29 protein-coding genes and 1 pseudogene are annotated in these 26,947 nt (G+C 40.1%); 11 read left to right on the top strand and 19 right to left on the bottom strand.

Going from position 1 to position 26,947, the window contains the following annotated elements; all coding sequences use genetic code 11:
• Positions 1 to 216: 216 nt before the first annotated feature.
• From ACG59Z_RS17685 to def, 5 genes and pseudogenes are all read right to left on the bottom strand, one after another.
• A pseudogene (locus ACG59Z_RS17685) lies at positions 217 to 363 on the bottom strand (TetR/AcrR family transcriptional regulator); the annotation flags it as partial.
• 147 nt (positions 364 to 510) lie between these two features.
• Positions 511 to 723, bottom strand: coding sequence for a hypothetical protein (locus ACG59Z_RS17690; RefSeq protein WP_174741075.1), 213 nt, complete (start codon positions 721 to 723; stop codon positions 511 to 513).
• A 53-nt stretch (positions 724 to 776) separates the two neighbouring features.
• Entirely contained in the window at positions 777 to 2,891 is a 2,115-nt protein-coding gene (locus ACG59Z_RS17695; RefSeq protein ID WP_400200601.1) for a TonB-dependent copper receptor, read from the bottom strand.
• Between the two features lie 72 nt (positions 2,892 to 2,963).
• Positions 2,964 to 3,392: a DUF2946 family protein gene (locus tag ACG59Z_RS17700; RefSeq protein ID WP_272236271.1), complete on the bottom strand. Its 429-nt coding sequence runs from the start codon at positions 3,390 to 3,392 to the stop codon at positions 2,964 to 2,966.
• A 34-nt stretch (positions 3,393 to 3,426) separates the two neighbouring features.
• Entirely contained in the window at positions 3,427 to 3,957 is a 531-nt protein-coding gene (def, locus tag ACG59Z_RS17705) for a peptide deformylase (RefSeq protein WP_004705924.1), read from the bottom strand.
• 122 nt (positions 3,958 to 4,079) lie between these two features.
• Between def and ACG59Z_RS17710 the strand changes: the two genes are divergently transcribed.
• The 3 genes from ACG59Z_RS17710 to ACG59Z_RS17720 are packed head-to-tail and all read left to right on the top strand — an operon-like array spanning position 4,080 to position 7,006.
• Entirely contained in the window at positions 4,080 to 5,234 is a 1,155-nt protein-coding gene (locus ACG59Z_RS17710; RefSeq protein ID WP_400200602.1) for a LysM peptidoglycan-binding domain-containing protein, read from the top strand.
• Between the two features lie 21 nt (positions 5,235 to 5,255).
• Positions 5,256 to 6,386, top strand: coding sequence for a DNA-processing protein DprA (dprA, locus tag ACG59Z_RS17715; RefSeq protein ID WP_400200603.1), 1,131 nt, complete (start codon positions 5,256 to 5,258; stop codon positions 6,384 to 6,386).
• 50 nt (positions 6,387 to 6,436) lie between these two features.
• A complete protein-coding gene (locus ACG59Z_RS17720) occupies positions 6,437 to 7,006 on the top strand; it encodes an L-threonylcarbamoyladenylate synthase (protein WP_400200604.1) in 570 nt (189 codons plus the stop codon).
• 390 nt (positions 7,007 to 7,396) lie between these two features.
• Here ACG59Z_RS17720 and ACG59Z_RS17725 read toward each other — a convergent pair whose 3' ends face one another.
• Together ACG59Z_RS17725 and ACG59Z_RS17730 are read right to left on the bottom strand one after the other, a co-directional pair.
• The gene (locus ACG59Z_RS17725; RefSeq protein WP_400200605.1) at positions 7,397 to 8,317 is read right to left on the bottom strand and encodes a DMT family transporter; all 921 of its coding nucleotides are present in this window, start codon (positions 8,315 to 8,317) and stop codon (positions 7,397 to 7,399) included.
• 105 nt (positions 8,318 to 8,422) lie between these two features.
• Positions 8,423 to 9,076 carry a TetR/AcrR family transcriptional regulator gene (locus tag ACG59Z_RS17730; protein WP_335864254.1) on the bottom strand — a complete coding sequence of 218 codons (654 nt, stop codon included), beginning with the start codon at positions 9,074 to 9,076 and terminating at the stop codon, positions 8,423 to 8,425.
• 135 nt (positions 9,077 to 9,211) lie between these two features.
• Here ACG59Z_RS17730 and ACG59Z_RS17735 point away from each other — a divergent pair, with 135 nt between their 5' ends.
• From ACG59Z_RS17735 to ACG59Z_RS17750, 4 genes are all read left to right on the top strand, one after another.
• The gene (locus ACG59Z_RS17735; RefSeq protein WP_212285343.1) at positions 9,212 to 10,426 is read left to right on the top strand and encodes an MFS transporter; all 1,215 of its coding nucleotides are present in this window, start codon (positions 9,212 to 9,214) and stop codon (positions 10,424 to 10,426) included.
• Positions 10,427 to 10,447: 21 nt separating this feature from the next.
• The gene (locus ACG59Z_RS17740; protein WP_400200606.1) at positions 10,448 to 11,212 is read left to right on the top strand and encodes an AraC family transcriptional regulator; all 765 of its coding nucleotides are present in this window, start codon (positions 10,448 to 10,450) and stop codon (positions 11,210 to 11,212) included.
• Positions 11,213 to 11,333: 121 nt separating this feature from the next.
• On the top strand, positions 11,334 to 11,879 hold the full coding sequence (locus tag ACG59Z_RS17745) for a glutathione peroxidase (RefSeq protein WP_263612703.1): 546 nt from the start codon (positions 11,334 to 11,336) through the stop codon (positions 11,877 to 11,879).
• A gap of 144 nt (positions 11,880 to 12,023) precedes the next feature.
• Positions 12,024 to 12,623 (top strand): hypothetical protein, encoded by a 600-nt coding sequence (locus ACG59Z_RS17750; RefSeq protein ID WP_396480913.1) that lies wholly within the window; start codon positions 12,024 to 12,026, stop codon positions 12,621 to 12,623.
• A gap of 63 nt (positions 12,624 to 12,686) precedes the next feature.
• Here the strand turns inward: ACG59Z_RS17750 and ACG59Z_RS17755 are convergent, their stop codons facing one another.
• The 10 genes from ACG59Z_RS17755 to ACG59Z_RS17800 all read right to left on the bottom strand — a co-directional run bounded on the left by ACG59Z_RS17755 (position 12,687) and on the right by ACG59Z_RS17800 (position 20,863).
• A complete protein-coding gene (locus ACG59Z_RS17755) occupies positions 12,687 to 13,106 on the bottom strand; it encodes a F0F1 ATP synthase subunit epsilon (RefSeq protein ID WP_002054176.1) in 420 nt (139 codons plus the stop codon).
• A 17-nt stretch (positions 13,107 to 13,123) separates the two neighbouring features.
• A complete protein-coding gene (gene atpD, locus ACG59Z_RS17760; protein ID WP_004705936.1) occupies positions 13,124 to 14,518 on the bottom strand; it encodes a F0F1 ATP synthase subunit beta in 1,395 nt (464 codons plus the stop codon).
• A 30-nt stretch (positions 14,519 to 14,548) separates the two neighbouring features.
• Positions 14,549 to 15,418, bottom strand: coding sequence for a F0F1 ATP synthase subunit gamma (atpG, locus tag ACG59Z_RS17765; protein ID WP_002114131.1), 870 nt, complete (start codon positions 15,416 to 15,418; stop codon positions 14,549 to 14,551).
• A 77-nt stretch (positions 15,419 to 15,495) separates the two neighbouring features.
• Entirely contained in the window at positions 15,496 to 17,040 is a 1,545-nt protein-coding gene (gene atpA / locus ACG59Z_RS17770; RefSeq protein WP_004705937.1) for a F0F1 ATP synthase subunit alpha, read from the bottom strand.
• Positions 17,041 to 17,086: 46 nt separating this feature from the next.
• The gene (locus tag ACG59Z_RS17775) at positions 17,087 to 17,623 is read right to left on the bottom strand and encodes a F0F1 ATP synthase subunit delta (RefSeq protein ID WP_004705938.1); all 537 of its coding nucleotides are present in this window, start codon (positions 17,621 to 17,623) and stop codon (positions 17,087 to 17,089) included.
• Between the two features lie 12 nt (positions 17,624 to 17,635).
• A complete protein-coding gene (locus tag ACG59Z_RS17780; protein ID WP_002054137.1) occupies positions 17,636 to 18,106 on the bottom strand; it encodes a F0F1 ATP synthase subunit B in 471 nt (156 codons plus the stop codon).
• 38 nt (positions 18,107 to 18,144) lie between these two features.
• A complete protein-coding gene (gene atpE / locus ACG59Z_RS17785) occupies positions 18,145 to 18,390 on the bottom strand; it encodes a F0F1 ATP synthase subunit C (protein ID WP_000424060.1) in 246 nt (81 codons plus the stop codon).
• Positions 18,391 to 18,474: 84 nt separating this feature from the next.
• On the bottom strand, positions 18,475 to 19,350 hold the full coding sequence (gene atpB / locus ACG59Z_RS17790; protein ID WP_031982558.1) for a F0F1 ATP synthase subunit A: 876 nt from the start codon (positions 19,348 to 19,350) through the stop codon (positions 18,475 to 18,477).
• 104 nt (positions 19,351 to 19,454) lie between these two features.
• The gene (locus tag ACG59Z_RS17795) at positions 19,455 to 19,853 is read right to left on the bottom strand and encodes an ATP synthase subunit I (RefSeq protein ID WP_004705940.1); all 399 of its coding nucleotides are present in this window, start codon (positions 19,851 to 19,853) and stop codon (positions 19,455 to 19,457) included.
• 170 nt (positions 19,854 to 20,023) lie between these two features.
• A complete protein-coding gene (locus tag ACG59Z_RS17800) occupies positions 20,024 to 20,863 on the bottom strand; it encodes a metal ABC transporter solute-binding protein, Zn/Mn family (RefSeq protein WP_019457996.1) in 840 nt (279 codons plus the stop codon).
• A 127-nt stretch (positions 20,864 to 20,990) separates the two neighbouring features.
• Here ACG59Z_RS17800 and ACG59Z_RS17805 point away from each other — a divergent pair, with 127 nt between their 5' ends.
• Genes ACG59Z_RS17805 through znuB form a run of 3 tightly spaced genes read left to right on the top strand, consistent with a single transcriptional unit; the run spans position 20,991 to position 23,062 of the window.
• Positions 20,991 to 21,488, top strand: coding sequence for a transcriptional repressor (locus ACG59Z_RS17805; protein ID WP_002054239.1), 498 nt, complete (start codon positions 20,991 to 20,993; stop codon positions 21,486 to 21,488).
• The gene (znuC, locus tag ACG59Z_RS17810; protein WP_400200607.1) at positions 21,461 to 22,249 is read left to right on the top strand and encodes a zinc ABC transporter ATP-binding protein ZnuC; all 789 of its coding nucleotides are present in this window, start codon (positions 21,461 to 21,463) and stop codon (positions 22,247 to 22,249) included. The genes ACG59Z_RS17805 and znuC overlap by 28 nt, the downstream gene beginning before the upstream one ends.
• Before the next feature lie 3 nt (positions 22,250 to 22,252).
• Positions 22,253 to 23,062 carry a zinc ABC transporter permease subunit ZnuB gene (gene znuB / locus ACG59Z_RS17815; protein ID WP_400200608.1) on the top strand — a complete coding sequence of 270 codons (810 nt, stop codon included), beginning with the start codon at positions 22,253 to 22,255 and terminating at the stop codon, positions 23,060 to 23,062.
• A gap of 1 nt (position 23,063) precedes the next feature.
• Here znuB and ACG59Z_RS17820 read toward each other — a convergent pair whose 3' ends face one another.
• Entirely contained in the window at positions 23,064 to 23,690 is a 627-nt protein-coding gene (locus ACG59Z_RS17820) for a LysE family transporter (RefSeq protein ID WP_005135900.1), read from the bottom strand.
• Positions 23,691 to 23,848: 158 nt separating this feature from the next.
• Here ACG59Z_RS17820 and ACG59Z_RS17825 point away from each other — a divergent pair, with 158 nt between their 5' ends.
• Positions 23,849 to 24,769, top strand: a complete 921-nt coding sequence (locus tag ACG59Z_RS17825; protein WP_400200609.1) for a Dyp-type peroxidase — start codon at positions 23,849 to 23,851, stop codon at positions 24,767 to 24,769.
• A 44-nt stretch (positions 24,770 to 24,813) separates the two neighbouring features.
• Here ACG59Z_RS17825 and ACG59Z_RS17830 read toward each other — a convergent pair whose 3' ends face one another.
• Positions 24,814 to 26,511 (bottom strand): NAD-dependent malic enzyme, encoded by a 1,698-nt coding sequence (locus tag ACG59Z_RS17830; RefSeq protein WP_400200610.1) that lies wholly within the window; start codon positions 26,509 to 26,511, stop codon positions 24,814 to 24,816.
• Between the last annotated feature and the right edge of the window lie 436 nt (positions 26,512 to 26,947).

Here is a 26,947-nt window from a genome sequence, read left to right on the forward strand (position 1 = left end):
CAACTTAACATCAAATTCATCACTTAAAGCAATCAACTCAATTCCAAGTAACTGTTTTTCAACAAGTTTCTATCTGCATCACCGCCGATGGATGTGCATTATAGAGGATTAAGAACCCTTTGCAAGCGAAAATTAGAAACTTATGACTTGAGCGTTTACTTTTAAATCAACGACCAAGTTAAGATATTGTTTTATAACGATAATTATTTTGATTATTTATTTTTGACTTAAACAAGCCAGTATCATGTTCGATAATTCGCGTTTAAGTTGTTGTTCTGATATAAGAAAATTGTTCTGCATCTCATAACGTATCATGGTAAAAAGCACATTATTCATACTTACAAAGGATTTATGCTGTACTTTTCGAAGTCCTATGCTCTATCCGCAATAGGCTTTATCAGAATCGAAATAAGGCAAAAATCTTAGCGAGAATACATCAATAATTTTTAAAACCTAAAAATAAAAAAGGAAGCCTGTTAACCAGACTTCCTTTTCCAAATTTTAAAGAACTTATTGAGCTGATGAACTGTGCATGTGCATTTCAGCTTGATTCATTTGCTCATGTGTCTCCATCATCTGCTTATTTTTTTGACTAGGCATATAGTCAGGCTCATTGTTGATTGCCCAGTAAAAAATGATCATAAATAGTAAAGCCAAGATAGAAGCCACAATAAGTAACTTCCATCCCCACCAAGATTGTTCAGGCGATAATTTATTTGTCATTTCATTTCTCTCTTTAAATTAATTCTTTCAGTTCATTTAATTCGTTAAGCTGATTAAAATTTCATGCTCATACGAACCCAGTAATTTCTTCCGATATTATTGAACTGTTCCTCACTCGCAAATCCAAAGCCTGCACTTCCCGCTTTATTTAAGTGTTCGGTGTAGGTTTTATCTAATACGTTGTCAATGCCAACAGATACATCAATATCTTTACGAAGGTTGTAACTTCCGTTTAAAGAAAGGGTTGAAAAACCTTTACTTGGTTTTAGGTCATATCCCACGATATTACCTTGATGTAGACTCACACGGTTTTGCTCAGCAACAGCACGCCATAACAGACCTAAGTTATATTTGTCAGCTACATAGCGAATATTTAAGCGACCTTCCAAAGGGGAAATTTGAGGTAGCGGTTTGTCATCTGTGGTGTTTTTACCCCACGCATACATGGCACTCAAATCTGCCTGAATATGGTCGGTAAATTGATATCCAATACCCGCTTCTGCACCAGCAATCGTTGCGTCGACATTTTTTGCACCCGCAGTAATATCATGACTCATATCATGCCCATCCATTCCCATACTTGGATGATGGTGGTAACTCATTAAAATGTAGTCATCTACTAAGCCTGCATAAGCAGAAGCCCATGTATTTAAAGCTCCATGTTGCTGCTGGAAGCCCATATCGAGCTGTAATGTTTTCTCAGGATTCACACCGTTAAACGTATTGGTTGAGCCAGCATTACCGTGTTTAGGCGAGAAAAGCTCCCAATAATCAGGCATACGCTCTACATAACCTAAACCGATATAGCTTTTTAGGTCATGTTCAGGATGTTGATTTTCCCAGCGAACGAATGCACTCGGTAAAGTCTTTTCAAGTTTAGTATTAAAGCCTTTTGCCTGAGAATCGGCGCGTTCATCTTCAACTGTGACTCGATCTAAACGTGCACCTGTAACCAATTTGTTGAGATCGTTCCATTGATAACCAAGTTCACCAAAAGCACCATATGATTGAAAACGCATATCTTGACGATATGGAATATTCATTGAAGGCATATTTGGCGATGACATGCTACCGCCATGTTTATTAAATTGAGAATCTACACCTGTGATTAGGCTCCACTTATTCCATTCAGAGGTCATGGCTAAGCGCGAGTTTAGTGTACGACGTGTCACTTCCATTGCCATCGCGTTTGGCATGAGCATGGTCATACCACCATGGTTCATTTCAACTAATGGCGGTGTGCGCAAGCTAAAGTTATCCATAATATGGTCGTTATAGCTGTAGTTCACCTGCCCTTCAATTTTCTTAATGACATCAGTGATATTTTTCTTTTCGAACCGCAGACCTAAACTTTCTCGCGCAAATTGAGATCCGTCCATTGAACGTCCAGCATAAAGCGATTCACCATCAGATTTTCCACCTGTGAGTTCAATCCATGTATCTTCATCTGGAGTAAAGCCAAGCGCTACATCAGCATTCCACTTCTTCCATGCTGATGGCACGGTATTACCATCACCATCTTGATAACTATTAGACTCTGAACGGTTGGCATTTAAACGAATATATTTTTTTTCATCGCCAATTGCCGCCTCAACATTATGGTCAATACGTCCATATGAACCTAGCAAAACACTTGCTTGCCCACGATAAGGTTTTTCAGAGGTAAGTTTCTCAGGTTGACGTTCAAAAAGTACCGTAGCTGCCGAACCTGTATTGGCATATTGAACAGTTTGTGGACCTTTAATGACAGAAATACGGTCATAACTTTCTGGTGAAATATAAGAAGTTGGAGCATCCATACGGTTTGGACATGCACCTAAGTTCTCTGTGCCGTCCGTTAGAATTTTGATGCGTGAACCAAACATGCCTCGGAATGTCACATCACCATTGGTTCCACCGCTTTGTATTGAGTTAAAACCCATAATACTTTGTAGATAGTCTGCCCCATCTGTAGCAGGTACTGGCTGAATTGGCTGTTTCGGGTCTGCATGTACGATCAAGCCATTTGCATCGTTACCTTGTTGTGCTGTAACAACAATAGGTGCTAATGAGTGAAGTGTGTTGGTATCGGCATCATTTTTTTCTGAGTCGGCAAACACTAGACCCGAATGAGAGACAGCAAGCATCGCAACCCATAAAGGTTGTAGTAAAAATTTAGAATGTGGCATTTTTATAAGCTCTAAAACATAAATAAAGTGATATTGAAGTCAATCAAGACCCCAACAAAAAATTGCTTTTATTTATGCAAATAGAGGCGGTGCACGCCCTTGTGGGAGTAAGAAGAGTCGCTGTAGCGCAAAATAAACATGTCGAAATGCTTGTTGATAGGCGACTAAGCGAACTTGTATACGAACGAGTACCTCTTTTACGCCAAATTCGGGAGGTAAAACCAGATTGGCATAGACGGTACAATATTGGCACTGGTGATTTGCATCATGGTGGTCATGATGTTCAGGTACTTGTGCTTGTTCAATATGGTGGTCGTGATGTGAATGATGCATGGCATGTGACATGGTTTCCGTCTGTGCCTTGGGTTTAAGCAAAGCACGGGTAATAGTTTCACAGACCGGAGCAATTTGATATTGCTTCGGTAATAGCGGCTGTAAAAATACCGCAATCTGTAAAAACACTGCTGCACATGCGAGCAACAGACCACTACGAAAAACCAAAAATCACATCCACACTATAATGTTTGAAAAACTTTTAACGTTTTACCGCAACTTTTTCACGCTCGCGTTGACGAACAATCTTTTCGACTTTTTCGCGTGCACGCTGACGTTTAAGTGGCGACAAATAATCCACAAACAATTTGCCTTTTAAGTGATCCATTTCATGTTGGATACAAACAGCGAGAAGTCCGTCAGCTTCTATCTCAAATGCTTGACCTTCAAGGTTAATTGCCTCGATTTTCACACGTGACGGGCGGTCAACTTTGTCGTATATTTGTGGCACTGATAGACAGCCTTCTTCGTACGGCTGCGTCTCTTCAGTCAGTGGAGTTATTTTGGGGTTAATGAAAACCAAAGGTTCATCTTTAGATTCAGACAAATCTATGACGATAAGCTGAATATGACGATCGACCTGAGAAGCTGCTAAACCAATACCTGGTGCCGCATACATGGTTTCAAGCATATCTGCTGCAAGTTGACGAATTTCATCAGTAACTTCTTCAACAGGCTTAGCAATGGTACGAAGACGGGGATCAGGAAAACTTAAAATAGGTAATAAGGCCATACTGACGTCCTCACTTATGCCATTGATTGAAAAACCAAATGAAGGAAATACTTCATCGAAAAATTGTGTGTTAGCCGCCTATTATAACGCATCTGCACGCATAATTTTTAGGAATTATCATAATGAAAAAGGTTTTTGACGGCATGGTTCAATTTCATGCTTTGGGGATAAAAAAGCATTTACTTGCTTTAGCACTCTGTACAGGAGTTGCACTTGGTACGGTAGCGGAGGTTCATGCTGCCAGCCCAAACCATAATCCACCTTCTCTTAAAAGCAATGCACCCAATGTGTACATTGTAAAACGCGGAGATACACTATGGGATATTTCGGGACATTTTCTAAATAAACCATGGCGCTGGCCTGAAATCTGGGCAAGTAATCAACATGTAAAAAATCCGCACTGGATCTATCCGGGTGACCGATTACTATTATGTAGCCTAGATGGACGTCCCTTAGTCGGTAAAGACGAAGGAGACGGCTGTGTCGGTATTATCCGCCGCTACACAGGTCAAACCACAAACCTGCAGCCACAAGTTCGCGTCGAAGCATTAAATAATAGTGTTCCTGTTATTCCACTTGAACATATTAAACAGTGGTTAGAGAACAGTACTATTTTACCAGCTGACTCAATTACCAATACACCTTATGTTGTCGGTACAGCTGATCAACGTGTACTTGCAGGAAAAGGTCAAACTATTTATGCACGAGGACAAGGCTTAGTTCATGGTCAACGCTATGCAGTTTATCGCGAAGGTGAACCTTACTATTTCACAGACAGTAAAGGTAAAAAGCATAGTTTAGGCATAGAGCTGTCACAGGTTGCTTCGGGTGTTGCAATGTCTACTGAAAAAGACATCACTACATTAGAGCTTACAGATAGCTATGATGGTGAAGTACGTCGTGGCGATCGTGTTATGCCTGAAGAACAAGCTAACTTACCAACATTGTTTTACCCCGTAGATGCAAAACAAGTGACAGACGGCGGCAAAATTATTCGTGTCATGGGGTCAATTGGTAGAGCTGCAAAAAATAGTGTCGTGACTTTGGATCGTGGTACAGAGCAAGGTGTTCAGGTAGGTCAAGTTTTTGACATTGACCAACAAGGCGAGACGATTCGCGACCCTAAAACCAAAGAGGCGATTCAACTTCCTGGTCAACAGATTGGTAGTCTGATGGTTTTTAGAACTTTTGATCAACTTAGCTATGCTTATGTCCTAGAAAGCGATTTGCCTATTAAAGTCGGTTCAAGCATTCAGCCACCTCGCTTTAACGATTAATGCTGGATGTAACCTTTTACAATGCTCACCCAACTTACTTCACACCATTACCACACGCTTAAAGTGTGGTATTTGGTGCAGCACTCATTAGTTAGTTTTAAAAAAATTATTGATTATTTTGGAAACTGTGAAAAAGCAACTCAACCTCATGGATTAGCAGAATGGCCCTCTCTTGGGCTACATGCTAATCATTTAAAACGCGTAGCTGAGTTTCAAACCGCTCAAGGTCAAGCTCAGTTCGAACAGCTTGTACAACAAGTTCATCAGCATACTGATTTTATTTTGACGCCAGATGATTCTGGCTACCCTACTCAATTGCTTCCTTATACAGATCATCCACCTATTATTTTCGGGAAAGGCCAAGCTCAAGCTTTATTGCAGCCACAAATCGCGATTGTCGGTAGCCGAAAACCAAGCCCACATGGTCGTCAGGTAGCTTATGATTTTGCCTATTACTTAAGTGAAAAGGGCTTTTTTATTAGTAGTGGTCTGGCTTATGGCATTGATGAAGCAGCCCACCAAGGTGCATCCGCCCATCAACGTACAATCGCAGTCACTGGTACGGGCTTAGACACTACCTATCCAGCTCAAAATAAAAAACTGGCAGAACATATTTTGGCTCAGAACGGCGCCATTATTACTGAGTTTTTACCGGGGACACCGCCATTACAGCAACATTTCCCACGTAGAAACCGAATTGTTAGCAGTCTGAGTTTAGGCGTATTAGTTGTGGAAGCGACTTTAAAAAGTGGCTCACTCATCACGGCCAATAAAGCTGCTGAACAAGGCAAAACCGTATTTGCCATTCCAGGCCATATTTATAGTGAGTTTCATCAAGGATGTCATCAACTTATTCGTGAAGGCGCAATTTTAGTCGACCATCCTGAACAAATTATTGAAGATCTTGCATTGCCAACCCAATGGCAAAGCCAGCAACAAAGTCAAACTGAAGAAGTTAATGTAAATACCCCAGAAATTCCTGAACATTTAATTGACCTTTATCAGTCTTTAGACTGGGTAGGCCAGAATATTGACCAGCTTGTTATTCATCATAATGTTGCAGTTTCTGAACTGACCTCTTCACTGATGGAACTAGAACTACTCGGTTTATGTATGCAACAATCAGGGCTGTATTTACGTTGTCGTTCTTAGTATTAGGGCGCACAATAACGATTCTGTTTGATTGAAAGGAAAGTATTACCATGATTACGACCTCAGTGACCGAAGCAGCCGAATGTTTACAACAAGGTCAAGTTTTGGCATATCCAACTGAGGCAGTCTGGGGATTAGGCTGTAATCCATTTAATGAACAAGCTTTTCAAAAAATTCTTGAATTGAAGCAGCGCCCTATTGAAAAGGGCGTCATTTTATTAGCTGGACACATTAGTCAAGTCGAGCATTTACTGACTTCATTACCGCAAACGACTCAACAAGAAATTATTGATTGCTGGTCTAACCATCAACCATCAGAAAGAGCCACGACCTGGCTATTGCCAGCCGATCAACATATTCCTTCATGGATTAAGGGCGAACACCCGCTTGTTGCTGTACGAGTAACAACCCATCCTTTATGTGTCGCTTTATGTAATGCTTTTCATGGCTTCATTGTATCGACGAGTGCAAACCCGAGTGGACAAGAGCCTGCTCATTCATTACAAGATGCCTGCCAATACTTTGGTTCACAATTAAACTATCTTAATGGTGACTTAGGGCAAAGTCAGCAACCAAGTCGAATCATTAATGCCTTAACGGGTGAAGTCATTCGTCCGTAATTTTAGACAAAAAAAAGCTCAGTTATATAGGGATAACTGAGCATAAAAAAGGATGGGTATATACCACATCCAGAGGGTTTGGATATCTCTGGAACGAAAGAAAAGTTGCTTAAAATAGCGTCTTTCGTAGTGGTCGCTATTATGTGGTAAGAGGGTAGATGAGAGAAATATATTATTTCTCTAAAAAAAGCATGAAAAGTGTAGGGAATTTAGCTTTTTTCGCTTATAAGTTAAAATTATATTAATATTTTTACTCGTCTTTTTTAATATTTATATTTCAACTTGTTTTTATAATCTATTTATAAATCATATAGAAAAACTTTAACTAAGAAAAATATGGCATATTTTCATCAGTTTTTTTCAAAATATGCCATAGTTTTTTCAACGACTTTAGTTTTGCTCTGACAATAGATCCGATTTTTTAGAATTAACCTTCTTTTGAGCCATAATAATACCTACCAGAATCATAATTCCGCCGAAGGTATGATAGATCGTCCATTGCTCAGATAACCAAACGCTTGCTATAACTGCTGTAAAGACAGGGACCAAGTTCATAAATATACTTGTTCTATTTGGCCCAAGTTGTTGTACTGCTAACATCCAAACTAACGGCGCAATTAAAGACGCAAATACACCTGCATAAATTGCACTTGGCGCATTTTGTGCATTTAAGCCATCAAGACCGAACCAGAAAATCAAAGGAAGATGGAACAATACAGAAAAACCAATCTGAACGTATAAGCTTGTCATGATTGGAAGTGGAAGCTGCCATTTTTTAAGGAAAACCCCATAAAATGCATAGAAGAACACAGCAACAATCATGAGGGCATCACCAAGATGACCACTAGCACTTAACAACTGATTAATGTCGCCCTGACACATGACATAGAGCAAGCCTGCAAAAGACAAAATACTGCCAAAGACTGCAAATCGATTAGGTACATCTTTTAAAATGGCAAGCGAAACAAAAATAGTAAAGATCGGAATAAAGGCATTAACAATACCCATATTGGTCGCACTGGTATAATGAGCCGCTGTATAAGCCAGACCTTGATAAAGCACCATCCCAAATGCACTCAATACTGCAAGCTTAGGCAAATACATTTTTACTAGCTGTCGTTGTCTCCAAACTGGTAAAAGCATAAATGGCGTTAAAATAATAAAGGCGATTAACCACCGATAAAAACTAATGCTGACTGGAGAAATATAATCCGAGACATAGCGGGTGACTACAATATTTAAAGACCAAATCAGTACTGCCAGAATGGGAAAAATAAATGCCCATTTGTGATATTTCATGACCTGACTCATAGTAATACACCATCTACAAAAGAGATTTTATTTTGAAGAATGTCTTAATAAATTGAAATATCGTATTTCCGACATTGATATTGAACTTAGGACATCATTAATTTTTTAAAATAATGCCCAAGCTTTCATGGCATGTTCTACCACTTTATGTAGTTGCTCAGTACTCGCGCCATCTCTCGCCTGAATAGTCAACCCTTGAATAACGGTGGCATAAAAATCAGTCATTTCTTGTAGAGGAGCATTCGCAGATAAGTCGCCCTGCGCTACACCCTGCTCTAGACGCTTTAATAATTTTTCTTTGGTCTTTATACGTTTATCTAATAAATTTTGCTGTACATCTTGAGTTGCATCAGAGCAATTCATCGCCGCAACGACCAACATACAACCTGCTGGTTTATTGGGTTGAACCAGTCGTTTCACATTGTCATAAAGATATAACTCAAAAGCAATTTTTGCAGTTTTTGCTTCTAAAAAGATTGTTTCAATAGGACATGCTTCATGAGCTAAGTAGTAATCAATACTTTTATAAAACAAGCCTGCCTTATCACCAAAAGTACTGTATAAACTTGGTGCTGTAATTTCTAAAGCCTGCGTCAAGTCACTAATAGACGTTGCTTCATAGCCATGTTCCCAAAAAAGTAACATTGCTTTTTCTAACACTTGCTGCTCATCAAAGCATTTAGGGCGTCCACGCTTCTTTTTTAGCGTGTCTTCGTTAACAGCAAGATCTGTTTCATGCCTATTTGTCATAAAGATCACATCTATTTTTATAACAATCGTTATTAAATTAATTGACGTTCGATTTTTTATCAACTATTTTATTTTCATAATGATCGTTAGTTAATTAGAAAATTGCCTTTCTTCACTCCAAATTTAGCCAAGTAAGGATTTATTATGGACCAATCTACTACCTCTAAACCGCGACCCACGACCTCCACTCAAGGGAGCTGGTTTGCCATTTTGGCCGTTGCCATTGCAGCATTTGCATTAGTAACAAGTGAATTTTTACCTGTTGGTGTTTTAAATAGCGTTGCAGCTGATTTACATATTTCTGTGGGTACAGCTGGTCTTATTATTACCGTACCCGGCATTATGGCAGCGATTGCGGCCCCACTATTACCTGTTTCAGTAAAACAACTTGACCGTCGTTATGTTCTTATTTTACTGACCGCAATTATGGTGATTGCCAATACCATTACTGCTTTTGCAGAAAATTTCCATGTTTTATTACTGAGCCGCTTAATTTTAGGCATCTCAATTGGCGGTTTCTGGGCTACAGCTATTGCTTTAAGTGGCAAGCTCGCACCTGCACATTTACCTATTGCTAAAGCAACTGCCGTAGTCATGGCTGGTGTAACGTTTGCAACTGTATTAGGTGTCCCAATTGGAACTTGGCTAAGTGAGTTTTATGGGTGGCGTAGTGCATTTGGAATAACAGCTGCGATCGGTCTTGTTGTACTCGTACTTCAGCTGATTTTCTTACCTAAACTTGTACCAGACTCAGCAATTCACATAAGAGACTTGCCAGCACTATTACGCACTCCTAAGGCACGCAGTGGCATGCTGATTGTCTTATTAATTGGTCTTGCTCACTTCTGTGCTTATAGTTATTTAGCACCTTTCTTTAAGAATATTGCAGGATTCAACGGTACCACTATTAGTTCATTATTATTGCTTTACGGAATTGCTGGTATTTTTGGAAATGCATTTGCAGGATATAGCGGCAACTTAAATGTCCGTTACACTCTAGCCTTCGTTGGAACATGTTTTGCAATCGTGTTTTTCGGCTTTCCTATCTTTGCTATTCATGAATTTGGTGCCATCGTTCTGACTGCACTATGGGGCTTCGCATTTGGTGCTTTCCCTACCTCTGCCAATATTTGGATGTTTGTACACGCACCTCATGCAGTGGAAAAAGGCATGCCGCTCTTCGTTGGTATGTTCCAAGTCATGATTGCGACAGGCTCATTATTAGGTGGTTATGTAGTTGATCATTTCAATGAAAATACTTTAATTTATGGTGTATTAAGCTTCGTTGCTTTAGCATTAATTAGTACATTTACCTTTGCCAAAGGCTTAAATAACCCTAAAGCGACTTGTGAAAATTAAAATATTATTCAGAGTAAATAGATGAAAAATGAGGACCAACAATTTTCCTTATTAAACAATATAGAAGTTCATGAATTTCTATATGAAAAAGAAGATATTGTTCGTCCTCATGCTTCACTTTGGGGAGATTTTAATTTCAGTTTGAATGGCATTTTGGAAATGCAAGTAGAAGAACAAATCTACTTATCTCCTCCAAGCTATGGACTTTGGATTCCACCTCAAACAGTCCATCAATCTACTCATATCGACCATGAAATTCACTATATTTGTATTCGACTACACCCTAGCCTCTGTTCTATTTTAGGTGATGTCTGTAAATGCTTTAGTATTCAGCCTTTCTTTCGAACTCTGGTTTTACAAATTTTGGAACAGCAAAAACAAAATAAAAAACCTGAATACTTAGAACATCTTTTTCAAGTTCTATTTGATCAGTTACAACAAGCCACAGCATATTCTCATTACTTACCCCAAACACGTCATCCAGTTTTACTACCAATTTTGGAAAAGCTTTCAGATCCACTGCTCTTTAACCACTCTCTACAACAATTACTTCAGAATTTTTCAGTCAGTGATCGTCATTTATTACGCTTAAGTCAGCAAGAGTTACAACTTTCTTTATCCGAGTGGCGTAATCGAGCCAAAATTGTTTATGCCATTCATCAAATTCGACAAGGCATGCCGATTAAACGTTTAGCATATGATTTAGGTTATCAACACAGTTCCAGTTTTATTGAATTTTTTAAGAGATATACCGGCCAAACCCCTGTTCAAATCAGAAACAATTAGATCATAGACTGCTTTTTCTTCTCTTTTTATTTTTTGAACACGAATATTATTGCACTCCTCAAGAATAGCAGTTAAAACAAATGCGTTACTTGATATCAATTACAATCTTCAGGAAAGACTCATGACTCAATCTGTATACCATATTCCAGTAAAAGCCATTTCAGGCGAAGCGGTTGACCTTGATCAATATAAAGGTAAGGTTTTATTAATCGTAAATACAGCGTCTAAATGTGGTTTAACTCCACAATACGAAGGCTTAGAAAAGCTTTATCAAGCAAAGAAAGATCAAGGCCTTGAAATTTTAGGTTTCCCTGCAAATAACTTTAAAGAACAAGAACCTGGTTCGGATGAAGAAATTCAGCAATTCTGTTCATTAAACTACGATGTTCATTTCCCACTTTTCTCAAAAATCTCTGTAGTAGGCGAAGATAAGCACCCACTTTATCAAGCACTGACAGCGGCTCAACCAGAACGCATTGGTGAAGGTCCTTTCCGCGAGCGTTTAGAAGGCTTAGGTATTCCAACAAACCCTGCTCCAGAAGTGTTATGGAACTTTGAGAAATTCTTAGTAAATAAAAATGGTGAAGTTGTTGCTCGTTTTGCGCCAAACTTAACAGCAGATGACGAACAAATTGTAAAAGCAGTTGAAGCAGAGTTAGCTAAATAATTTTTATAGCAATTTCATAAAAAAGAGTGCTACAGCGCTCTTTTTTATTGTCTGGTCAAAATGTTGTTCATTTGCAACAATACCTTATTTCTACATATTTTATGCATATAGTACGCACTTGCTTTACTTGGTATGTGTGTAGTTATGAAAAAAGTTTTACAAGGCGCATTTTTTCCATTTGTGATTTTTGCTTCAGGTATGTTGTTACTTGGATGCGATCAGGCACAAGACCATGCTAAGGAACAAGAGTCTGCTCAAACCAATGACCAAGTATCAGAACAAGCAGATGATTCTTCACAAGAAATCACACCTACAAAAAATAAAACTGAGTTAAAAAGCGGTAATGTTTTTTATATCGTTCGTGACGCGGCTAACTTACAGTTAAAAGCTGGTGACTATATTGAAAAGCTTAAGGACACTCAACTTGATGTTGAGCAAGCCATTCAAGATGAAGATCAGCAAGAGCTAAAAACCACTGTAACGACATTAAAACAGCAGCTAAAAGGCTTAAATCAAGCATTATTGACTTTAGATATAAAAAGTCAGGAAGTTGAAAATATCCGTCAAAACCTACTACAAGCAAACCAACAAGCTTTAAGTATGCCTTTATTAAATGGAAAATTAGAACAAATTGATTTCGACCAAATTGAAAAGCAACTCAATACTATCCAAATGGATATGGTCAAACTCGCCGCACTGATTATGGCAGGAGATGAAAAATCAGATTCAAAAACTGATTCTTAATTTTCTTTTCAAGAATAAAAAAAAGCCACCTTTACGGTGGCTTTTTCAATCTCGAACCGCGTCTTATTGAGCGCGGTTTTTGATTTTACGGATTGTTTCAAGCTGGCCTGAGATCTCTGAAAGAGATGCCAAAGCAGCAGCTGAGTCCAAATCACTCTTTTGGTTTGCAAGCAATTGTTCAGCATTTTTACGTGCTTCTAAAATTGCAGCTTCATCCAAATTGTCAGCACGGATTGCAGTATCTGCAAGAACCGTTACAACATGAGGTTGAACTTCTAAAACACCGCCAGATACATAGACGATTTCTTCTGTACCATTTTCCAACAGAACACGAATCGGGCCCGGTTGAAGCAAAGTTACAAGTGGAGCGTGTCCTGGCAAAATACCAAGTTCACCACCTGCACCTTTCGCGATTAACATCGTCACTGCGCCAGAGTAAATAGACTCTTTAACACTTACGACATCACATTGCATAGTCGCCATGAGATGATCTCCTTAAATTAGAGTTTCTCAGCTTTAGCAATCACTTCGTCAATACCACCAACCATATAGAACGCTTGTTCTGGGATGTGATCGTATTCACCAGCTAATAGACCTTTAAAGCCACGAATCGTTTCTTTAAGTGGTACTAATTTACCAGGAGCACCAGTAAATACTTCAGCTACGTGGAATGGTTGAGAGAAGAAACGTTGGATTTTACGCGCACGGTAAACAACCAATTTATCTTCTTCTGCCAATTCATCCATACCCAAGATTGCGATGATGTCTTTAAGCTCTTTATAGCGTTGCAATACGTTTTGTACTGCGCGCGCAATTTCATAGTGCTCTTGACCAACAACTAATGGGTCTAACTGACGTGAAGTTGAGTCAAGTGGATCGATCGCTGGATAAATACCAGAAGATGCGATGTCACGGCTCAATACTACTGTTGCATCTAAGTGAGCAAATGTAGTTGCAGGCGATGGGTCTGTTAAGTCATCGGCAGGTACATATACTGCTTGGATCGATGTGATCGAACCAGATTTAGTAGATGTAATACGCTCTTGAAGAACACCCATTTCTTCTGCAAGTGTAGGTTGGTAACCTACTGCAGATGGCATACGACCTAACAATGCTGATACTTCAGTACCCGCAAGTGTATAACGGTAGATGTTGTCGACGAATAATAATACGTCACGACCTTTACCATTTTCGTCTTTTTGATCACGGAAGTATTCAGCCATAGTCAAACCAGTTAACGCAACGCGTAAACGGTTACCTGGTGGCTCGTTCATCTGACCGTAGACCATTGCTACTTTGTCAAGAACGTTAGAATCTTTCATTTCGTGATAGAAGTCGTTACCTTCACGAGTACGCTCACCAACACCAGCAAACACAGATAAACCTGAGTGTGCTTTTGCGATGTTGTTGATCAATTCCATCATGTTAACGGTTTTACCAACACCCGCACCACCGAATAAACCAACTTTACCACCTTTTGCAAACGGGCAAAGTAAGTCAATTACTTTAATACCAGTTTCTAAAAGGTCAGTAGAAGCTGCTTGTTCAGCATAAGAAGGCGCTTGACGGTGAATCGGCAAACGTTCTTCAGTCGCAACAGGACCTGCTTCATCGATAGGACGACCTAAAACGTCCATGATACGGCCAAGCGTAGCTGGGCCCACTGGAACAGAGATCGGTGCGTTTGTGCTAGTTACATTAAGGCCACGTTTAAGACCTTCTGTAGAACCCATTGCGATGGTACGAACAACACCATCACCAAGTTGTTGCTGAACTTCTAAAGTAGTTTCAGTACCGTCAACTTGGAGAGCGTCATAGATCTTAGGAACGCTTGTGCGCTCAAACTCGACGTCGATAACCGCGCCGATGATCTGAATGATACGACCGCTACTCATTGCTGTCTCCTCAATTCAAACTTAATAATGTTAAACGGCAGCGGCACCGCCAACGATCTCGGAAATTTCCTGAGTAATCGCGGCTTGACGCAGCTTGTTGTAAATGAGTTGTAGGTCTTTAATCAATTGTCCTGCGTTGTCTGTCGCTGCTTTCATCGCGACCATACGAGCTGACTGCTCACATGCAACGTTCTCAATCACACCTTGATAAACCATAGACTCGATATAGCGAACCAACAAACCATTTAACAATTCTTCTGCTTCTGGTTCGTAGATATAGTCCCAACCATAAGTACGGTTGAGATCATCGCCTTCTTCTGCTGGTGCTAAAGGAACAAGTTGTTCTACTTTAGGCTGCTGAGTCATTGCATTAACGAAACCATTTGATACGAGGTAGATACGATCTAATTCGCCTTTATCAAATGCATCAAGCATAACTTGCACTGAGCCAGTTAACTGTTCCAAACTCGGCGCATCGCCAAGTTGGGTAGTTGCACCAAGCACTTTACCGCCGTAATTCTTAAAAAACGAAACCGCTTTTTGACCAATTAAAGCAAATTCAACTTCAATTGACTGCTGTTGTTGTGCTTTGACATGCTGCACAACTTTCTTGAACAAGTTAATGTTCAAGCCACCTGCCAAACCACGATCTGAAGACACTACGATATAGCCAACACGCTTAACTGGGCGGTCAACCATATAACGGTGTTTATATTCAGGGTTTGCTTGTACCAAGTGAGCAATTACACGGCGCATATTATCGGCATACGGACGGCCTTGAGCCATGCGCTCTTGCGCACGACGCATTTTAGAAGCAGCTACCATTTGCATCGCGCGAGTAATCTTTTGCGTGCTCTTGATACTAGCTACTTTGGCGCGAATTTCTTTTAAATTTGCCATACGCTTAACCTAGTATTCGAAAGCCCTTTCGAGCTTCCGAAGGTTGATCCGTGAACCAAACTTAACTAAAACTGAACTTAGTAAGTTTGAGTCGCTTTAAAGCTTTCAATACCTGCTTTGATTGCTGCTTCGATGTCTTTGTTGTAATCACCAGTTTCATCGATTTGTTTCATCAACGGAGCATATTCAGAACGGAAGTAAGCAATTAACGCAGCATCAAAGTCTACGATTTTCTTAACTTCTACGTCAGCCATATAGCCTTCGTTAGATGCATAAACAGAAACAGCTTGGTCAGCAATTGAGTAAGGAGCATATTGTTTTTGCTTCATTAACTCAGTTACACGTTGACCATGTTCAAGTTGCTTACGAGTTGCTTCGTCAAGGTCAGAAGCGAACTGAGCAAACGCAGCCAATTCACGGTATTGTGCTAAAGCGGTACGGATACCACCAGACAATTTTTTGATGATCTTAGTTTGAGCAGAACCACCAACACGAGATACAGAGATACCCGCGTTCACAGCAGGACGGATACCTGCGTTGAATAATGATGTTTCTAAGAAGATCTGACCGTCAGTAATCGAAATTACGTTCGTTGGTACGAATGCAGATACGTCACCTGCTTGAGTTTCAATAATTGGCAATGCAGTTAAAGAACCAGTTTGACCAGTTACTGCGCCATTAGTGAATTTCTCAACGTAGTCAGCAGATACACGAGAAGCACGTTCAAGAAGACGTGAGTGAAGATAGAATACGTCACCCGGATACGCTTCACGACCTGGTGGACGACGTAAAAGCAATGAAATTTGACGGTAAGCAACAGCTTGCTTAGACAAATCATCATAAATGATAAGAGCGTCTTCACCGCGGTCACGGAAGTATTCACCCATTGTACAGCCAGAGTACGGAGCTAAATACTGCATTGCAGCAGGATCAGCAGCCGCAGCAGCGACAACAGTTGTATACGCCATAGCGCCAGTTTCTTCTAGCTTACGTACAACGTTTGCAATTGTTGATTGTTTTTGACCAATCGCAACGTATACACATTTAATGCCAGAGTTTTTCTGAGCGATGATCGCATCGATCGCCATTGCTGTTTTACCAGTTTGACGGTCACCAATAATCAACTCACGCTGACCACGACCCACAGGAATCATGGTATCAACTGATTTATAACCAGTTTGAACAGGCTCGTCTACTGATTGACGCCAAATTACGCCTGGTGCTACTTTTTCAACAGCATCAGTTAATTTTGCATCAATTGGGCCTTTACCATCAATTGGGTTACCCAAAGCATCTACTACACGGCCAAGAAGTTCAGGACCAACTGGAACTTCTAAAACACGACCTGTACAACGAGCTTTTTGACCTTCTTGAAGGCTTAGGTAGTTACCTAAAACAACGGCACCCACTGAATCCTGTTCTAGGTTCAGTGCCATACCAAATAAGCCGCCGTCGAATTCGATCATTTCACCGTACATTGCATCAGCAAGACCGTGAATACGCACGATACCGTCGGATACCATAACAATGGTACCTTCGTTTTTAGCGGTCGCGCTGGTGTCCAGATCTCCGATACGCTGTTTAATGAGCGCACTGATCTCGGATGGATTCAGTTGTTGCATTGCGCTATTCCTCAATCTTTTATTAGTTCAGTCTTCATCATTTGCATTATGCAAGAAGACGAGTACGCATTTTTTCAAGCTTGTTAAGCGCAGAATCATCTATCACTTGATCGCCTGCACGAATAACCACACCTGCAATCAAAGCAGGATTAACTTCGACAGAAACATTAACTGCTGCCTTGAAGCGTTTTTCTAACGCATGTGCAAGCAATTGTTCCTGAACAGAAGTTAACGGAAACGCCGATTCAATCACGACATCAACCGTATTGTTATTCTGTGATTTAAGCTGTTCATATTCTGCTGCAATTTCAGGTAACAACACTAATCGATCGTTATCTGCAAGAAGTGTCAAAAAGTTAGACACTGCTTGAGATTGATCTTCACCTAAAACTTTAGCAAAAAGCTTCACTTGCTCCGCAGGAGTAAGTTCAGGGCGATTTAAATAAGCGGAAAATGCTTCGTCTTGCACCGCAGCACTGAGCACTTGTAACGCATTCGACCAATTGTCTGTTGCACCTTGCTCAGAAGCATAAGCAAATGCTGCTTTGGCATACGGACGTGCCAACGTCAAGAGTTCAGCCATAATTCGCCTCGCTTAAAGTTTAGCAGCCAGCTGAGACAGCATGGCGTTATGAGCTTCTGCATCAACTTGTTGGTTCAGGATCTTTTCTGCACCAGTCACTGCCAAAGCAGCTACTTGTTGACGTAATTCTTCGCGAGCAGAATTGATCTCTTGATCAACAACTTCTTTAGCTTGTTGACGAATACGCTCACCTTCAGCCGCAGCTTGAGTACGAGCTTCTTCGATCAATTGCGCTGCACGACGGTTCGCTTGTTCGATCAATTGAGCCGCTTGTGCTTTAGCTGCATCAAGTTCTTGCTTCACTTGCGCTTGTGCATCGGCAAGGTCAGCTTTCGCTTTTTCTGCTGCATTTAAGCCATCAGCGATTTTACGCTGACGCTCACTAATCGCATTGATTAGTGGTGGCCAAACAAACTTCATGCAGAATGCGACAAAAAACGCAAACGCAATCGCTTGACCAATCAATGTGAGGTTGATATTCATTGCAATTCCTCAAATAGTGGATTTAGGAATTAAGCTGATTAACCTACAAATGGATTAGCGAAGATGAAGAACAAGCCAATACCAACACCGATCATAGGCACAGCATCAAGAAGACCCGCGATTAAGAACATACGAGTTTGAAGTTGTGGAGCTAATTCTGGTTGACGAGCTACAGCTTCTAAAAAGCGACCACCCAAAAGACCAAAACCAATCGCAGTACCCAAAGCACCGAAAGCGATCAAGATAGCAGATGCAATTGCAACTAGACCTAAAGTGAGTTCCATGAAAAATTCCTCAGAGGTTAGGTTATTACCAAATTAAATTAAAAAAATTCAGCCCAACCATCATTTGATAGTTAGGCAATACCATTAATGTTTTTCGCTTGCCATGCTCAAGTAAACGATGGTAAGCATCATAAAGATGAATGCCTGCAACGTGATTACAAGAATGTGGAAGATCGCCCAAGGCACAGATAACGCCCATTGAATCCAGAACGGCAATAATGCGATCAGGATAAAGATTAACTCACCGGCATACATGTTACCGAATAGTCGGAGAGCCAATGAAATAGGACGAGCAAGGAATGTTACCAATTCCAAAATCAAGTTCACTGGAATAAGCAACGCTTTTGCAACTGGATTACTTGGGTTAAATGGGTTAAGTGCCAACTCGCCTACGAAACCGCCAACACCCTTCTCGCGGATGCTGTAGAACAAGATAAGAACAAATACAGATAAAGACATACCAAGGGTAATGTTTGGATCTGTAGATGGAACGATCTTGAAGTAAACGTGGTGAGGGTCCATACCAAATACGTTAGCACCAACAAATGCAGCAACTTGAGGAATCCAGTCAACTGGAATCAAGTCCATTAAGTTCATGAGGAAAATCCACACGAAAATAGTGAGTGCAAGTGGAGCGATTAAACGTGATTTGCCATGAAAAGTATCACGGACACTTGAGTCAACAAACTCAATGATCATTTCAATTGCAGATTGGAATTTTGTTGGAACACCAGCTTTCGCAGTTTTCGCAACCATCCAAAATAACAAACAGAAAATCACACCAAGGCCAATTGACCAACCCATTGAATCCAAGTGAATTGCAGTGAACCCCATCGAATGAGCTTCTTCAGCAGTCTCAGCCAATTTCCATGTACCATCTGGCATTTTGCCATAGGTCATATTGGTCAAGTGATGCTTGATATACTCTGTCGAAGTGAGGGCATGTTCTTCAGCAGCCATAAATCACACCTGGTCAATGTCAATTACTAAAAAGAAGGGAAACGAACATCGGCGTACTGTCGATATCTCGCCACCCTCCAAAAAATCTTCAATTCTTCTTGTTTCTATACTCGTTTTTGTAGACGTGAAACCCAAAAAGGAGCAACCCACGACATCATTTGAACGAGGATAAAACCAAACAGCAATGCTAACGGTGATAAAGGTTTAACATTGCTCAAAATCAAAATAAATCCAACGATCATGATTGCAAATTTGCCTAACATGCCCCTATACATGTTAGACAGCACTTGTTTTGATGCTCTTGCACCTGCTGTTCTGAAGGATTGCCACGCAAAATAACTGGTAGCAAGCCAGCAGACCAATGCACCAAGTGCCGCACTTAATGCTGCTGTCATGTCTTTTATGCTCCACGCCACAAGTGCGGAAACAGGGATCATGCATGCTTGTAAGAAGACCAAAGCTTTTGCTAATCGTCGGTCAATCAAGCGACTAGTTTGGCTCATTATTTATCCACTCACAGCATAAATGCTTGACAAGTTTAGCTGATGATCGCTTTTAATCGCAGGCATTATAGAGTTACACCCCTGAACATGCAATCTTTTCCCGACTTTAGTCGGGGTTTTTCGTGACAGGTGGTGCTGACGCTACAGTCAGCCTTTGTTTACTTTTTATCTTACTTTTGCGTATTTAATACGCATTTATCGGTTTTTATAGCCAGTTTCTTCCATGCTGTTACAAAATCGTCCTCATTATTCATACTTTCATCAACGGGTTGGAAGGTAATACTGCCCAGTTTCTGATATTGACCTTTTGTTGTGAAACTTTCTGCAAGTAAACACATCTGAGGTTTTGGTCGATTATCATTAAGATACTTAATTTGAGCCGCTGTAGGCGCAACATGTGGGTCATCCGTTAAAGCACCTGCAAACTTTAAATTAAGCGAGCGTTCCAAATACTGATAAGCATCATGATAAGACCAATAAGGTTTACCATTACTTGAGCTATCGTAAGCTTGAGCTGCCTGCAACATATTCCGAGCAAATGCATTAGCATTATTCCAATATTTCGCTTTACTTTCAGGATGCTGCTGCGAACGCAAAGCCGCAATAAAAAAACCAATCCGCACTGCATTGTTTGGTTCTAACCAGACATGCGTATCTACAGTATTTGGTAAAGCAGCGCCACGCGTATTACGCTGCGGCAAAACAGAAAGAATACCACTGTCTAATAAAGAAATTGCTTTCTTATTGTTACTCAGCAATTTGTTTAGTGGAGCTTCATGGGCTTTTCCTAACCAGATCACTAAAGAAGCATCATTAATAGCTTTACGATGCGCCGGGGTGAGTTGTACGTCATGCCCACTTTGACCTTGAAGCAACAACTGAGGCTCTTCAACGCCTTTGGTAATTTCTTTTGCAATCAAATAGATTGGGTGTGTAGAGACAACCAAACCCTGACTCCAACCTAACGTACTCATTAAAGAGAACATACTGAAAACAAAAACGCGGAACATGACAGACCATCAATTAGTAATAGCTCGAAGCATGTTATAATATAACAAAGTTACAAAAATACCTAAGATTAATCGAATGAAGCATCGCTTCATGCTAATATTCCATTAAAAATTTGAGGTTATGTCTATGAGTTCTTGCACGCATGAACATCATGATTCTTTACATGGTGTACATGATCACCATAATGTCGCAAGTCGTTTAGCTGAAGCAGAAACTTTATGTTCTGCAGTTGGCGCACGTCTTACGCCTTTACGTAAAGAAGTTCTTGAACTCATTTTAAATGCTTCAGGCCCAATGGGTGCGTACGACTTATTAGCACGTATTAAAAGTCAAACCGATCGCCCTGCCGCTCCACCTACTGTTTATAGAACTTTAGACTTCTTATTAGAAAAAGGTCTAATTCATCGCTTAACATCTATTAATGCTTATATTCCATGCTGTCATCCACGTGAAGGACATCAAGCTGCATTCTTAATTTGCACCGAATGTCACACTGTTAAAGAAGCATCTTCACAAGGTCTGACTCAACAACTCGACCAACTTGCAGCTTTAGATGATTTCACAGCACAACACAGCATTATTGAAATTTCGGGGAAATGCCAGCAGTGCCGCACAGCTCGCTAGATCCTGTATTGATTCAACTGGAACAGGTTTCTGTTCACCGTGATGATCGGGATATATTAAAAAAAGTCGATTTTGATCTACATCAAAATGAAATTGTGACCTTAATTGGTCCGAATGGTGCAGGTAAGTCGACTTTAATTAAAGTTCTACTTGGAATTTTAAAACCAAGTAGCGGACGCGTCATAAGCGATAAAAAACTAAAAATGGCTTATGTGCCTCAAAAATTTAATCCTTCTCATAGTCTTCCTTTACGTGTTCAAGATCTATTAGATCTTGAAAAATGTAGCCCTAGCCTTCGCCAAGAAATTATTCAAGATACTGGTATTGCCAAGCTACAACAATCAAAAGTACAACAGCTTTCTGGTGGAGAGCGCCAACGTGTGCTGCTTGCACGTGCTTTACTTAGGAAGCCAGATATCCTTGTTCTTGATGAACCTATGCAGGGACTAGATATTCAATCTGAAGCTGAGCTTTATGAATATGTGCGTAGTCTGCCGGAGCGTTATGGATGTGCCATTTTAATTGTTTCACATGACCTACAATGGGTTATGCAAGGGACGCATAGAGTTGTTTGTTTAAACAAGCATATATGTTGCAGCGGTTTACCTGAGAATATTCAGCAGCATCCTGAGTATCAGGCAATATTTGGCACTCAGCGAGTTTTCTACCAGCACCATCATGACCACTGTGCACATGGTGATGCAGCACACCCCTGCCCTCACAATAGTAGACCTCACATTCACCCAGAACCGGAAGCTTAAGCCATGATGGAATGGTTACAATTATTGTTGCCCGCATGGATTATGGGAACCTTATTGGTCTTTTTGACCGCGCCACTTGGTTGTCTCATGCTATGGAGACGCATGTCTTTTTTTGCAGACACGATGGCACATGGAACCTTACTTGGGGTAGCAATTGCCGGTGCCTTAAGCCTCCCTCTCTGGCTTGGCGTAGCAGGTACGGCTATTTTATTAGTCGCTATTTTATGGGCGCTACATGACAATCGTTTACCGAACGATGCTCTACTTGCCTTATGCTCAGCAACATTACTATGTAGTGGCCTTCTGTTTATTCAACATGTTCCGAGTTTAAGACCAGAACTTTTGAGTTATTTGTTTGGTGACTTACTAAGTATTGATTGGCCAGACCTACCTGTTTTCACATTAATTATTGCAGTATCACTGGCAATTCTTTATCGCTTTTGGCAGCCTCAAATTCAAATTGCCATTGATCCAGACATTGCGATTAGTGAAGGGGTAAATGCGAAATGGCAGCGTCTCATTTTTATGTTACTGCTAGCCTTATTTACAGTATTAGCTTTACGAGCAGTAGGTTCACTTTTAATGGGTGCTTTACTGGTTATTCCAGCATTGAGCGCTCGACTACTCGCTCATTCACCAAAGCAAATGGTTGTTTGGGCTTTTGTTTTAGCTCAACTTGGTGTCAGTGTTGGCCTATGGTCAAGCGCAGCGCTAAATATCTCGACCGGCCTCAGTATTGTTTTATGTATGGCTTTGGGTTTTGCTCTTATTTTCATGGTTCAAAAAATCAAAAACCAAACTCAAGCGGCCTAAATCAGGTCGCTTGATGAACTGTGCTGAGTAATAACGCCGCACAACTAAACATGACAGCAAAACCACGGTTCAAATATTTTTGCTGTTTAGGCGAACGAAGTAATCTTAAAACTTTTGAAGCCAGCCCTGTATATCCAGCCATTACAATCAAATCAATCGTAACCATAGTGGCTGCCATAATCAGATATTGTATCCATTGGGGTTTGCTTAAATCTAAGAACTGAGGCAAAACTGCCAATAAAAAAACAATCGCTTTAGGGTTACTGATATTGACCACAAATCCATTTAATAGCAGAGCAGAAATAGTCTTATTCTTTTTTTCATGTTGAATTTCGATGTCTTTTACTGGTGCAGTCCACTGCAAATAAGCTAAATACAATAAATAGGCCACACCAAACCACTTAACGGCTTGAAAAGCCAATGGGGTCGTTGCGAATAGAACACCCACACCTGCCGCTACAATCATGATTTGAATTAACAATGCAATTTGCAAACCGATTGCATTCCAGTAGCCATGTCTAAAGCCATAATTTAAGCCGCTCGACATAGAAGCAATAGCCCCTGCTCCCGGAGAAATACTAATGACCCAACAGGCCAACATATAAGCAAACCAAACTTGCAAAGACATAGCGAAAATAGGCAATAAAAGTGGAATTATACCGTTTTATAAAACTATCGTGGTGATAATTCAAACAATAAAATCAATAAATAGACTACTAACGGCTCTTCGCATCAGGCACAATAATTGAAGCTCATACTAAATTATAATTGAGGAGATACCTTCCAATGACTGCTCAATCTGTCATTTTGCCATTACCATCTGATCATGCCCGTTTTATTGTTCTTCGTTTAAAAGATTTAACAATTGCTGAATTAAAAGAACAACTCGAAGCTTTATTCGAAACACGTGACCGTCTCATTACTCAGCATTCAGACGCGCAAATCAAAACAGCAGTCGCTTTTGGTCCTGAATTATGGAAACAACTTTATACGCAAACACCTGCTGGCTTTAAACAACTTGAACCTGAAAATGGTGCCTTCCAAATGCCTGTAGTACCAGCTGATGTGCTTATTCACATTGCTAGTATGCGTTCTGATATTTGTTTTGCATTAAGCCAAGCTTTTTTTGAAGGTATTAAAGATAAAGTTGAAGTTCTGGATGAACGTGTTTGCTTCCGTTATTTCGATGGTCGCGATATTACTGGTTTTATAGATGGTACTGAAAACCCTCAATTTCCAGATGACCGCGCGGAAACAGCCCTGCTTCCAGAAAGTGCTGGAGTATTTGCAGATGGTAGTTTCATATTTGCACAGCGCTATGCACATGACTTGGAAAAATGGAAAAAACTTAAAGTTGATGCACAAGAAAATGTGATGGGACGTACTAAACTTGAATCTATTGAATTAGATGATGACGTCAAACCACAAAATGCCCATGTTGCTCGTACTGTCGTTGAAGATGATGAAGGCGAAGAAATGGAAATCCTACGCCACAGCTTACCTTATGGTGACGGTCGAGGTGATCAAGGTTTATTCTTCATTGCTTACACTAAAGACCTGAGCATTATTGATGCGATGTTAAAGCGTATGTTTGGTACAAGCGGTGATGGTATTCATGACCGCCTATTGCATTTTGTAACACCACTAGACGGCGCATACTACTTTGCACCAAGTGAAGAATTGCTAGAAGAAGTTTTAGAAGACTAAAATAAAAAAGAGGAGCTTGAGCTCCTCTTTTTACATTCTGATCTTTAGAAAGGAATACGCTTATATTTACGGTACTCTGGCTTCCAGAATGACTGATCAATTTTTTGCTTAAGCAAATCATCGCTAATGGTTACAGCAACACCATCCGCCATTGCAGCTTTTGCCACTTCAAATGCAATCACTTTAGACACTTGTTGAATTTCACCCAAAGGTGGCAATAAGTCAGCTTTTGGATCTTTCAGCAACGGTGAACAGTCTGCTAAAGCACTACTTGATGCCATAAGCATGTTTTCTGTAACGCGTTTAGCACCTGATGCCACTACACCCAGACCAATACCAGGGAAGATGTATGAGTTGTTACACTGCGAAATATTGTAAAGCTTGCCATGATGATTTACGGGTGCAAATGGGCTACCCGTTGCAATTAATGCTTTACCTTCGGTCCATTCCACAATATCAGCCGGTACTGCTTCAACACGTGAAGTCGGGTTAGATAACGGCATGACAATTGGTCGCTCACAATTGGCAGCCAGGGTCTTAATAATTTCTTCGGTGAATAGACCAGGCTGACCAGAAACACCGATTAACACTGTAGGCTTGGCATTCTTAACAACATCAAGGAGTGAGATCACTTCTTCAATATTGCCCCACTGATCTACTACTTCAGCTTTCTGAGCTAACTTACGTTGGAAGTCTAATAGGTTTGGCTGATTTTCAGTGATCAAACCAAAACGGTCTACCATGTAAACACGAGCACGTGCTTCAGCATCGGTTAAACCTTCTGCAATCATTTGTGCAACGATTTGCTCAGCAATACCACAGCCAGCCGAACCTGCACCCAAGAAAGCAATTTTCTGGTCTTTTAACTGTTTACCTGCTGCACGGCTTGCAGCAATCAAACTACCGACAGATACCGCTGCTGTTCCTTGAATATCATCATTAAAACAACAAATTTTATCGCGATATTTTTCTAATAATGGCATCGCATTTTTTTGTGCGAAATCTTCAAATTGAATGAGTGCTTTTGGCCAACGACGTTTTACAGCTTCAATCACCATATCTACAAAGTCATAATACTCATCACCACTAATACGTGGTTGACGCCACCCCATGTAGATCGGGTCATTTAATAATTGAGGATTATTCGTCCCTACATCAATTGTGATTGGCAATGTGTAAGCAGGACTAATACCACCACACGCGGTGTAAAGCGAAAGTTTCCCAATAGGAATACCCATACCACCAATACCTTGGTCACCAAGGCCTAAAATACGTTCACCATCAGTAATGACGATAACTTTGACATTATTTTTATTTACGTTCTGCAAAATATCATCAATCACATCACGATCTGGATATGAAATAAAAACACCACGATGACGGCGATAGATATCAGAGAAACGTTGACATGCCTCACCCACGGTTGGCGTGTAAATAATTGGCATCATCTCTTCAAGATGATTCTCAATTAAATGGTAGAACAACGTTTCGTTGGTATCTTGGATATTACGTAAATAGATGTGCTTATTAATATCATCATTGAAAGCACAATATTGCTGATAAGAGCGTTGGCTTTGCTCTTCAATAGTCTCAATAATATGTGGAAGTAACCCGTGTAAGTTAAAGTTACTTCTTTCTTCTTGAGTGAAAGCGGACCCTTTATTTAAAAGGGGTAACTCTAAAAGTGTATAGCCTGCATAAGGGATATAAAGGGGGTGTTTACTTGGGTGTCCTGATATCATTGCCTATCTCATTTTCCAGCTTAGAACTCCGAAAAGTACAGTTTCAGCACTCTCTAAAGCTCGTTGTATGCGTAAGCTTAAGACTATTTAATACAAAATAGGTATTTTAAACCGTGATATTGAAATTGAATACTATTTAGAAAAAACATACAGCAAAATTAATATTAAAAATTAATTACTTACATTTTCATCTTTTTTAAAATTATTCTTTCTCAACTGTATATCTGACTTAGAATCTTATATTTTTGCCCTTCCTTACATTTTTATAAAAAATACCAAGTGTTTTACTATCTTATAATTTCAAAAATATTACCTAAAAAGCCTGTATTTACGTATTTTTAAAATTTAATCACAGTCATTTTTCAATATTTACAAAAAAAATAGTTGTAGGGAACGAAAAGAAAGAAATTCAGTGAAAGCGTTAAATGCACTCCCC

The sequence above is a fragment of the Acinetobacter sp. ABJ_C1_1 genome, assembly GCF_044684115.1.
Taxonomy (GTDB): Bacteria; Pseudomonadota; Gammaproteobacteria; order Pseudomonadales; family Moraxellaceae; genus Acinetobacter; species Acinetobacter nosocomialis_A.

What these genes read in the sequence shown, in the direction of transcription:
- ACG59Z_RS17690 (WP_174741075.1), bottom strand. Translation starts at nt 723, where the DNA reads ATGACAAATAAATTATCGCCTGAACAATCTTGGTGGGGATGGAAGTTA.
- ACG59Z_RS17695 (WP_400200601.1), bottom strand. Translation starts at nt 2,891, where the DNA reads ATGCCACATTCTAAATTTTTACTACAACCTTTATGGGTTGCGATGCTT.
- def (WP_004705924.1), bottom strand. Translation starts at nt 3,957, where the DNA reads ATGGCCTTATTACCTATTTTAAGTTTTCCTGATCCCCGTCTTCGTACC.
- ACG59Z_RS17710 (WP_400200602.1), top strand. Translation starts at nt 4,080, where the DNA reads ATGAAAAAGGTTTTTGACGGCATGGTTCAATTTCATGCTTTGGGGATA.
- dprA (WP_400200603.1), top strand. Translation starts at nt 5,256, where the DNA reads ATGCTCACCCAACTTACTTCACACCATTACCACACGCTTAAAGTGTGG.
- ACG59Z_RS17720 (WP_400200604.1), top strand. Translation starts at nt 6,437, where the DNA reads ATGATTACGACCTCAGTGACCGAAGCAGCCGAATGTTTACAACAAGGT.
- ACG59Z_RS17725 (WP_400200605.1), bottom strand. Translation starts at nt 8,317, where the DNA reads ATGAGTCAGGTCATGAAATATCACAAATGGGCATTTATTTTTCCCATT.
- ACG59Z_RS17735 (WP_212285343.1), top strand. Translation starts at nt 9,212, where the DNA reads ATGGACCAATCTACTACCTCTAAACCGCGACCCACGACCTCCACTCAA.
- ACG59Z_RS17740 (WP_400200606.1), top strand. Translation starts at nt 10,448, where the DNA reads ATGAAAAATGAGGACCAACAATTTTCCTTATTAAACAATATAGAAGTT.
- ACG59Z_RS17745 (WP_263612703.1), top strand. Translation starts at nt 11,334, where the DNA reads ATGACTCAATCTGTATACCATATTCCAGTAAAAGCCATTTCAGGCGAA.
- ACG59Z_RS17750 (WP_396480913.1), top strand. Translation starts at nt 12,024, where the DNA reads ATGAAAAAAGTTTTACAAGGCGCATTTTTTCCATTTGTGATTTTTGCT.
- ACG59Z_RS17755 (WP_002054176.1), bottom strand. Translation starts at nt 13,106, where the DNA reads ATGGCGACTATGCAATGTGATGTCGTAAGTGTTAAAGAGTCTATTTAC.
- atpD (WP_004705936.1), bottom strand. Translation starts at nt 14,518, where the DNA reads ATGAGTAGCGGTCGTATCATTCAGATCATCGGCGCGGTTATCGACGTC.
- atpG (WP_002114131.1), bottom strand. Translation starts at nt 15,418, where the DNA reads ATGGCAAATTTAAAAGAAATTCGCGCCAAAGTAGCTAGTATCAAGAGC.
- atpA (WP_004705937.1), bottom strand. Translation starts at nt 17,040, where the DNA reads ATGCAACAACTGAATCCATCCGAGATCAGTGCGCTCATTAAACAGCGT.
- ACG59Z_RS17775 (WP_004705938.1), bottom strand. Translation starts at nt 17,623, where the DNA reads ATGGCTGAACTCTTGACGTTGGCACGTCCGTATGCCAAAGCAGCATTT.
- ACG59Z_RS17780 (WP_002054137.1), bottom strand. Translation starts at nt 18,106, where the DNA reads ATGAATATCAACCTCACATTGATTGGTCAAGCGATTGCGTTTGCGTTT.
- atpE (WP_000424060.1), bottom strand. Translation starts at nt 18,390, where the DNA reads ATGGAACTCACTTTAGGTCTAGTTGCAATTGCATCTGCTATCTTGATC.
- atpB (WP_031982558.1), bottom strand. Translation starts at nt 19,350, where the DNA reads ATGGCTGCTGAAGAACATGCCCTCACTTCGACAGAGTATATCAAGCAT.
- ACG59Z_RS17795 (WP_004705940.1), bottom strand. Translation starts at nt 19,853, where the DNA reads ATGAGCCAAACTAGTCGCTTGATTGACCGACGATTAGCAAAAGCTTTG.
- ACG59Z_RS17800 (WP_019457996.1), bottom strand. Translation starts at nt 20,863, where the DNA reads ATGTTCCGCGTTTTTGTTTTCAGTATGTTCTCTTTAATGAGTACGTTA.
- ACG59Z_RS17805 (WP_002054239.1), top strand. Translation starts at nt 20,991, where the DNA reads ATGAGTTCTTGCACGCATGAACATCATGATTCTTTACATGGTGTACAT.
- znuC (WP_400200607.1), top strand. Translation starts at nt 21,461, where the DNA reads ATGCCAGCAGTGCCGCACAGCTCGCTAGATCCTGTATTGATTCAACTG.
- znuB (WP_400200608.1), top strand. Translation starts at nt 22,253, where the DNA reads ATGATGGAATGGTTACAATTATTGTTGCCCGCATGGATTATGGGAACC.
- ACG59Z_RS17820 (WP_005135900.1), bottom strand. Translation starts at nt 23,690, where the DNA reads ATGTCTTTGCAAGTTTGGTTTGCTTATATGTTGGCCTGTTGGGTCATT.
- ACG59Z_RS17825 (WP_400200609.1), top strand. Translation starts at nt 23,849, where the DNA reads ATGACTGCTCAATCTGTCATTTTGCCATTACCATCTGATCATGCCCGT.
- ACG59Z_RS17830 (WP_400200610.1), bottom strand. Translation starts at nt 26,511, where the DNA reads ATGATATCAGGACACCCAAGTAAACACCCCCTTTATATCCCTTATGCA.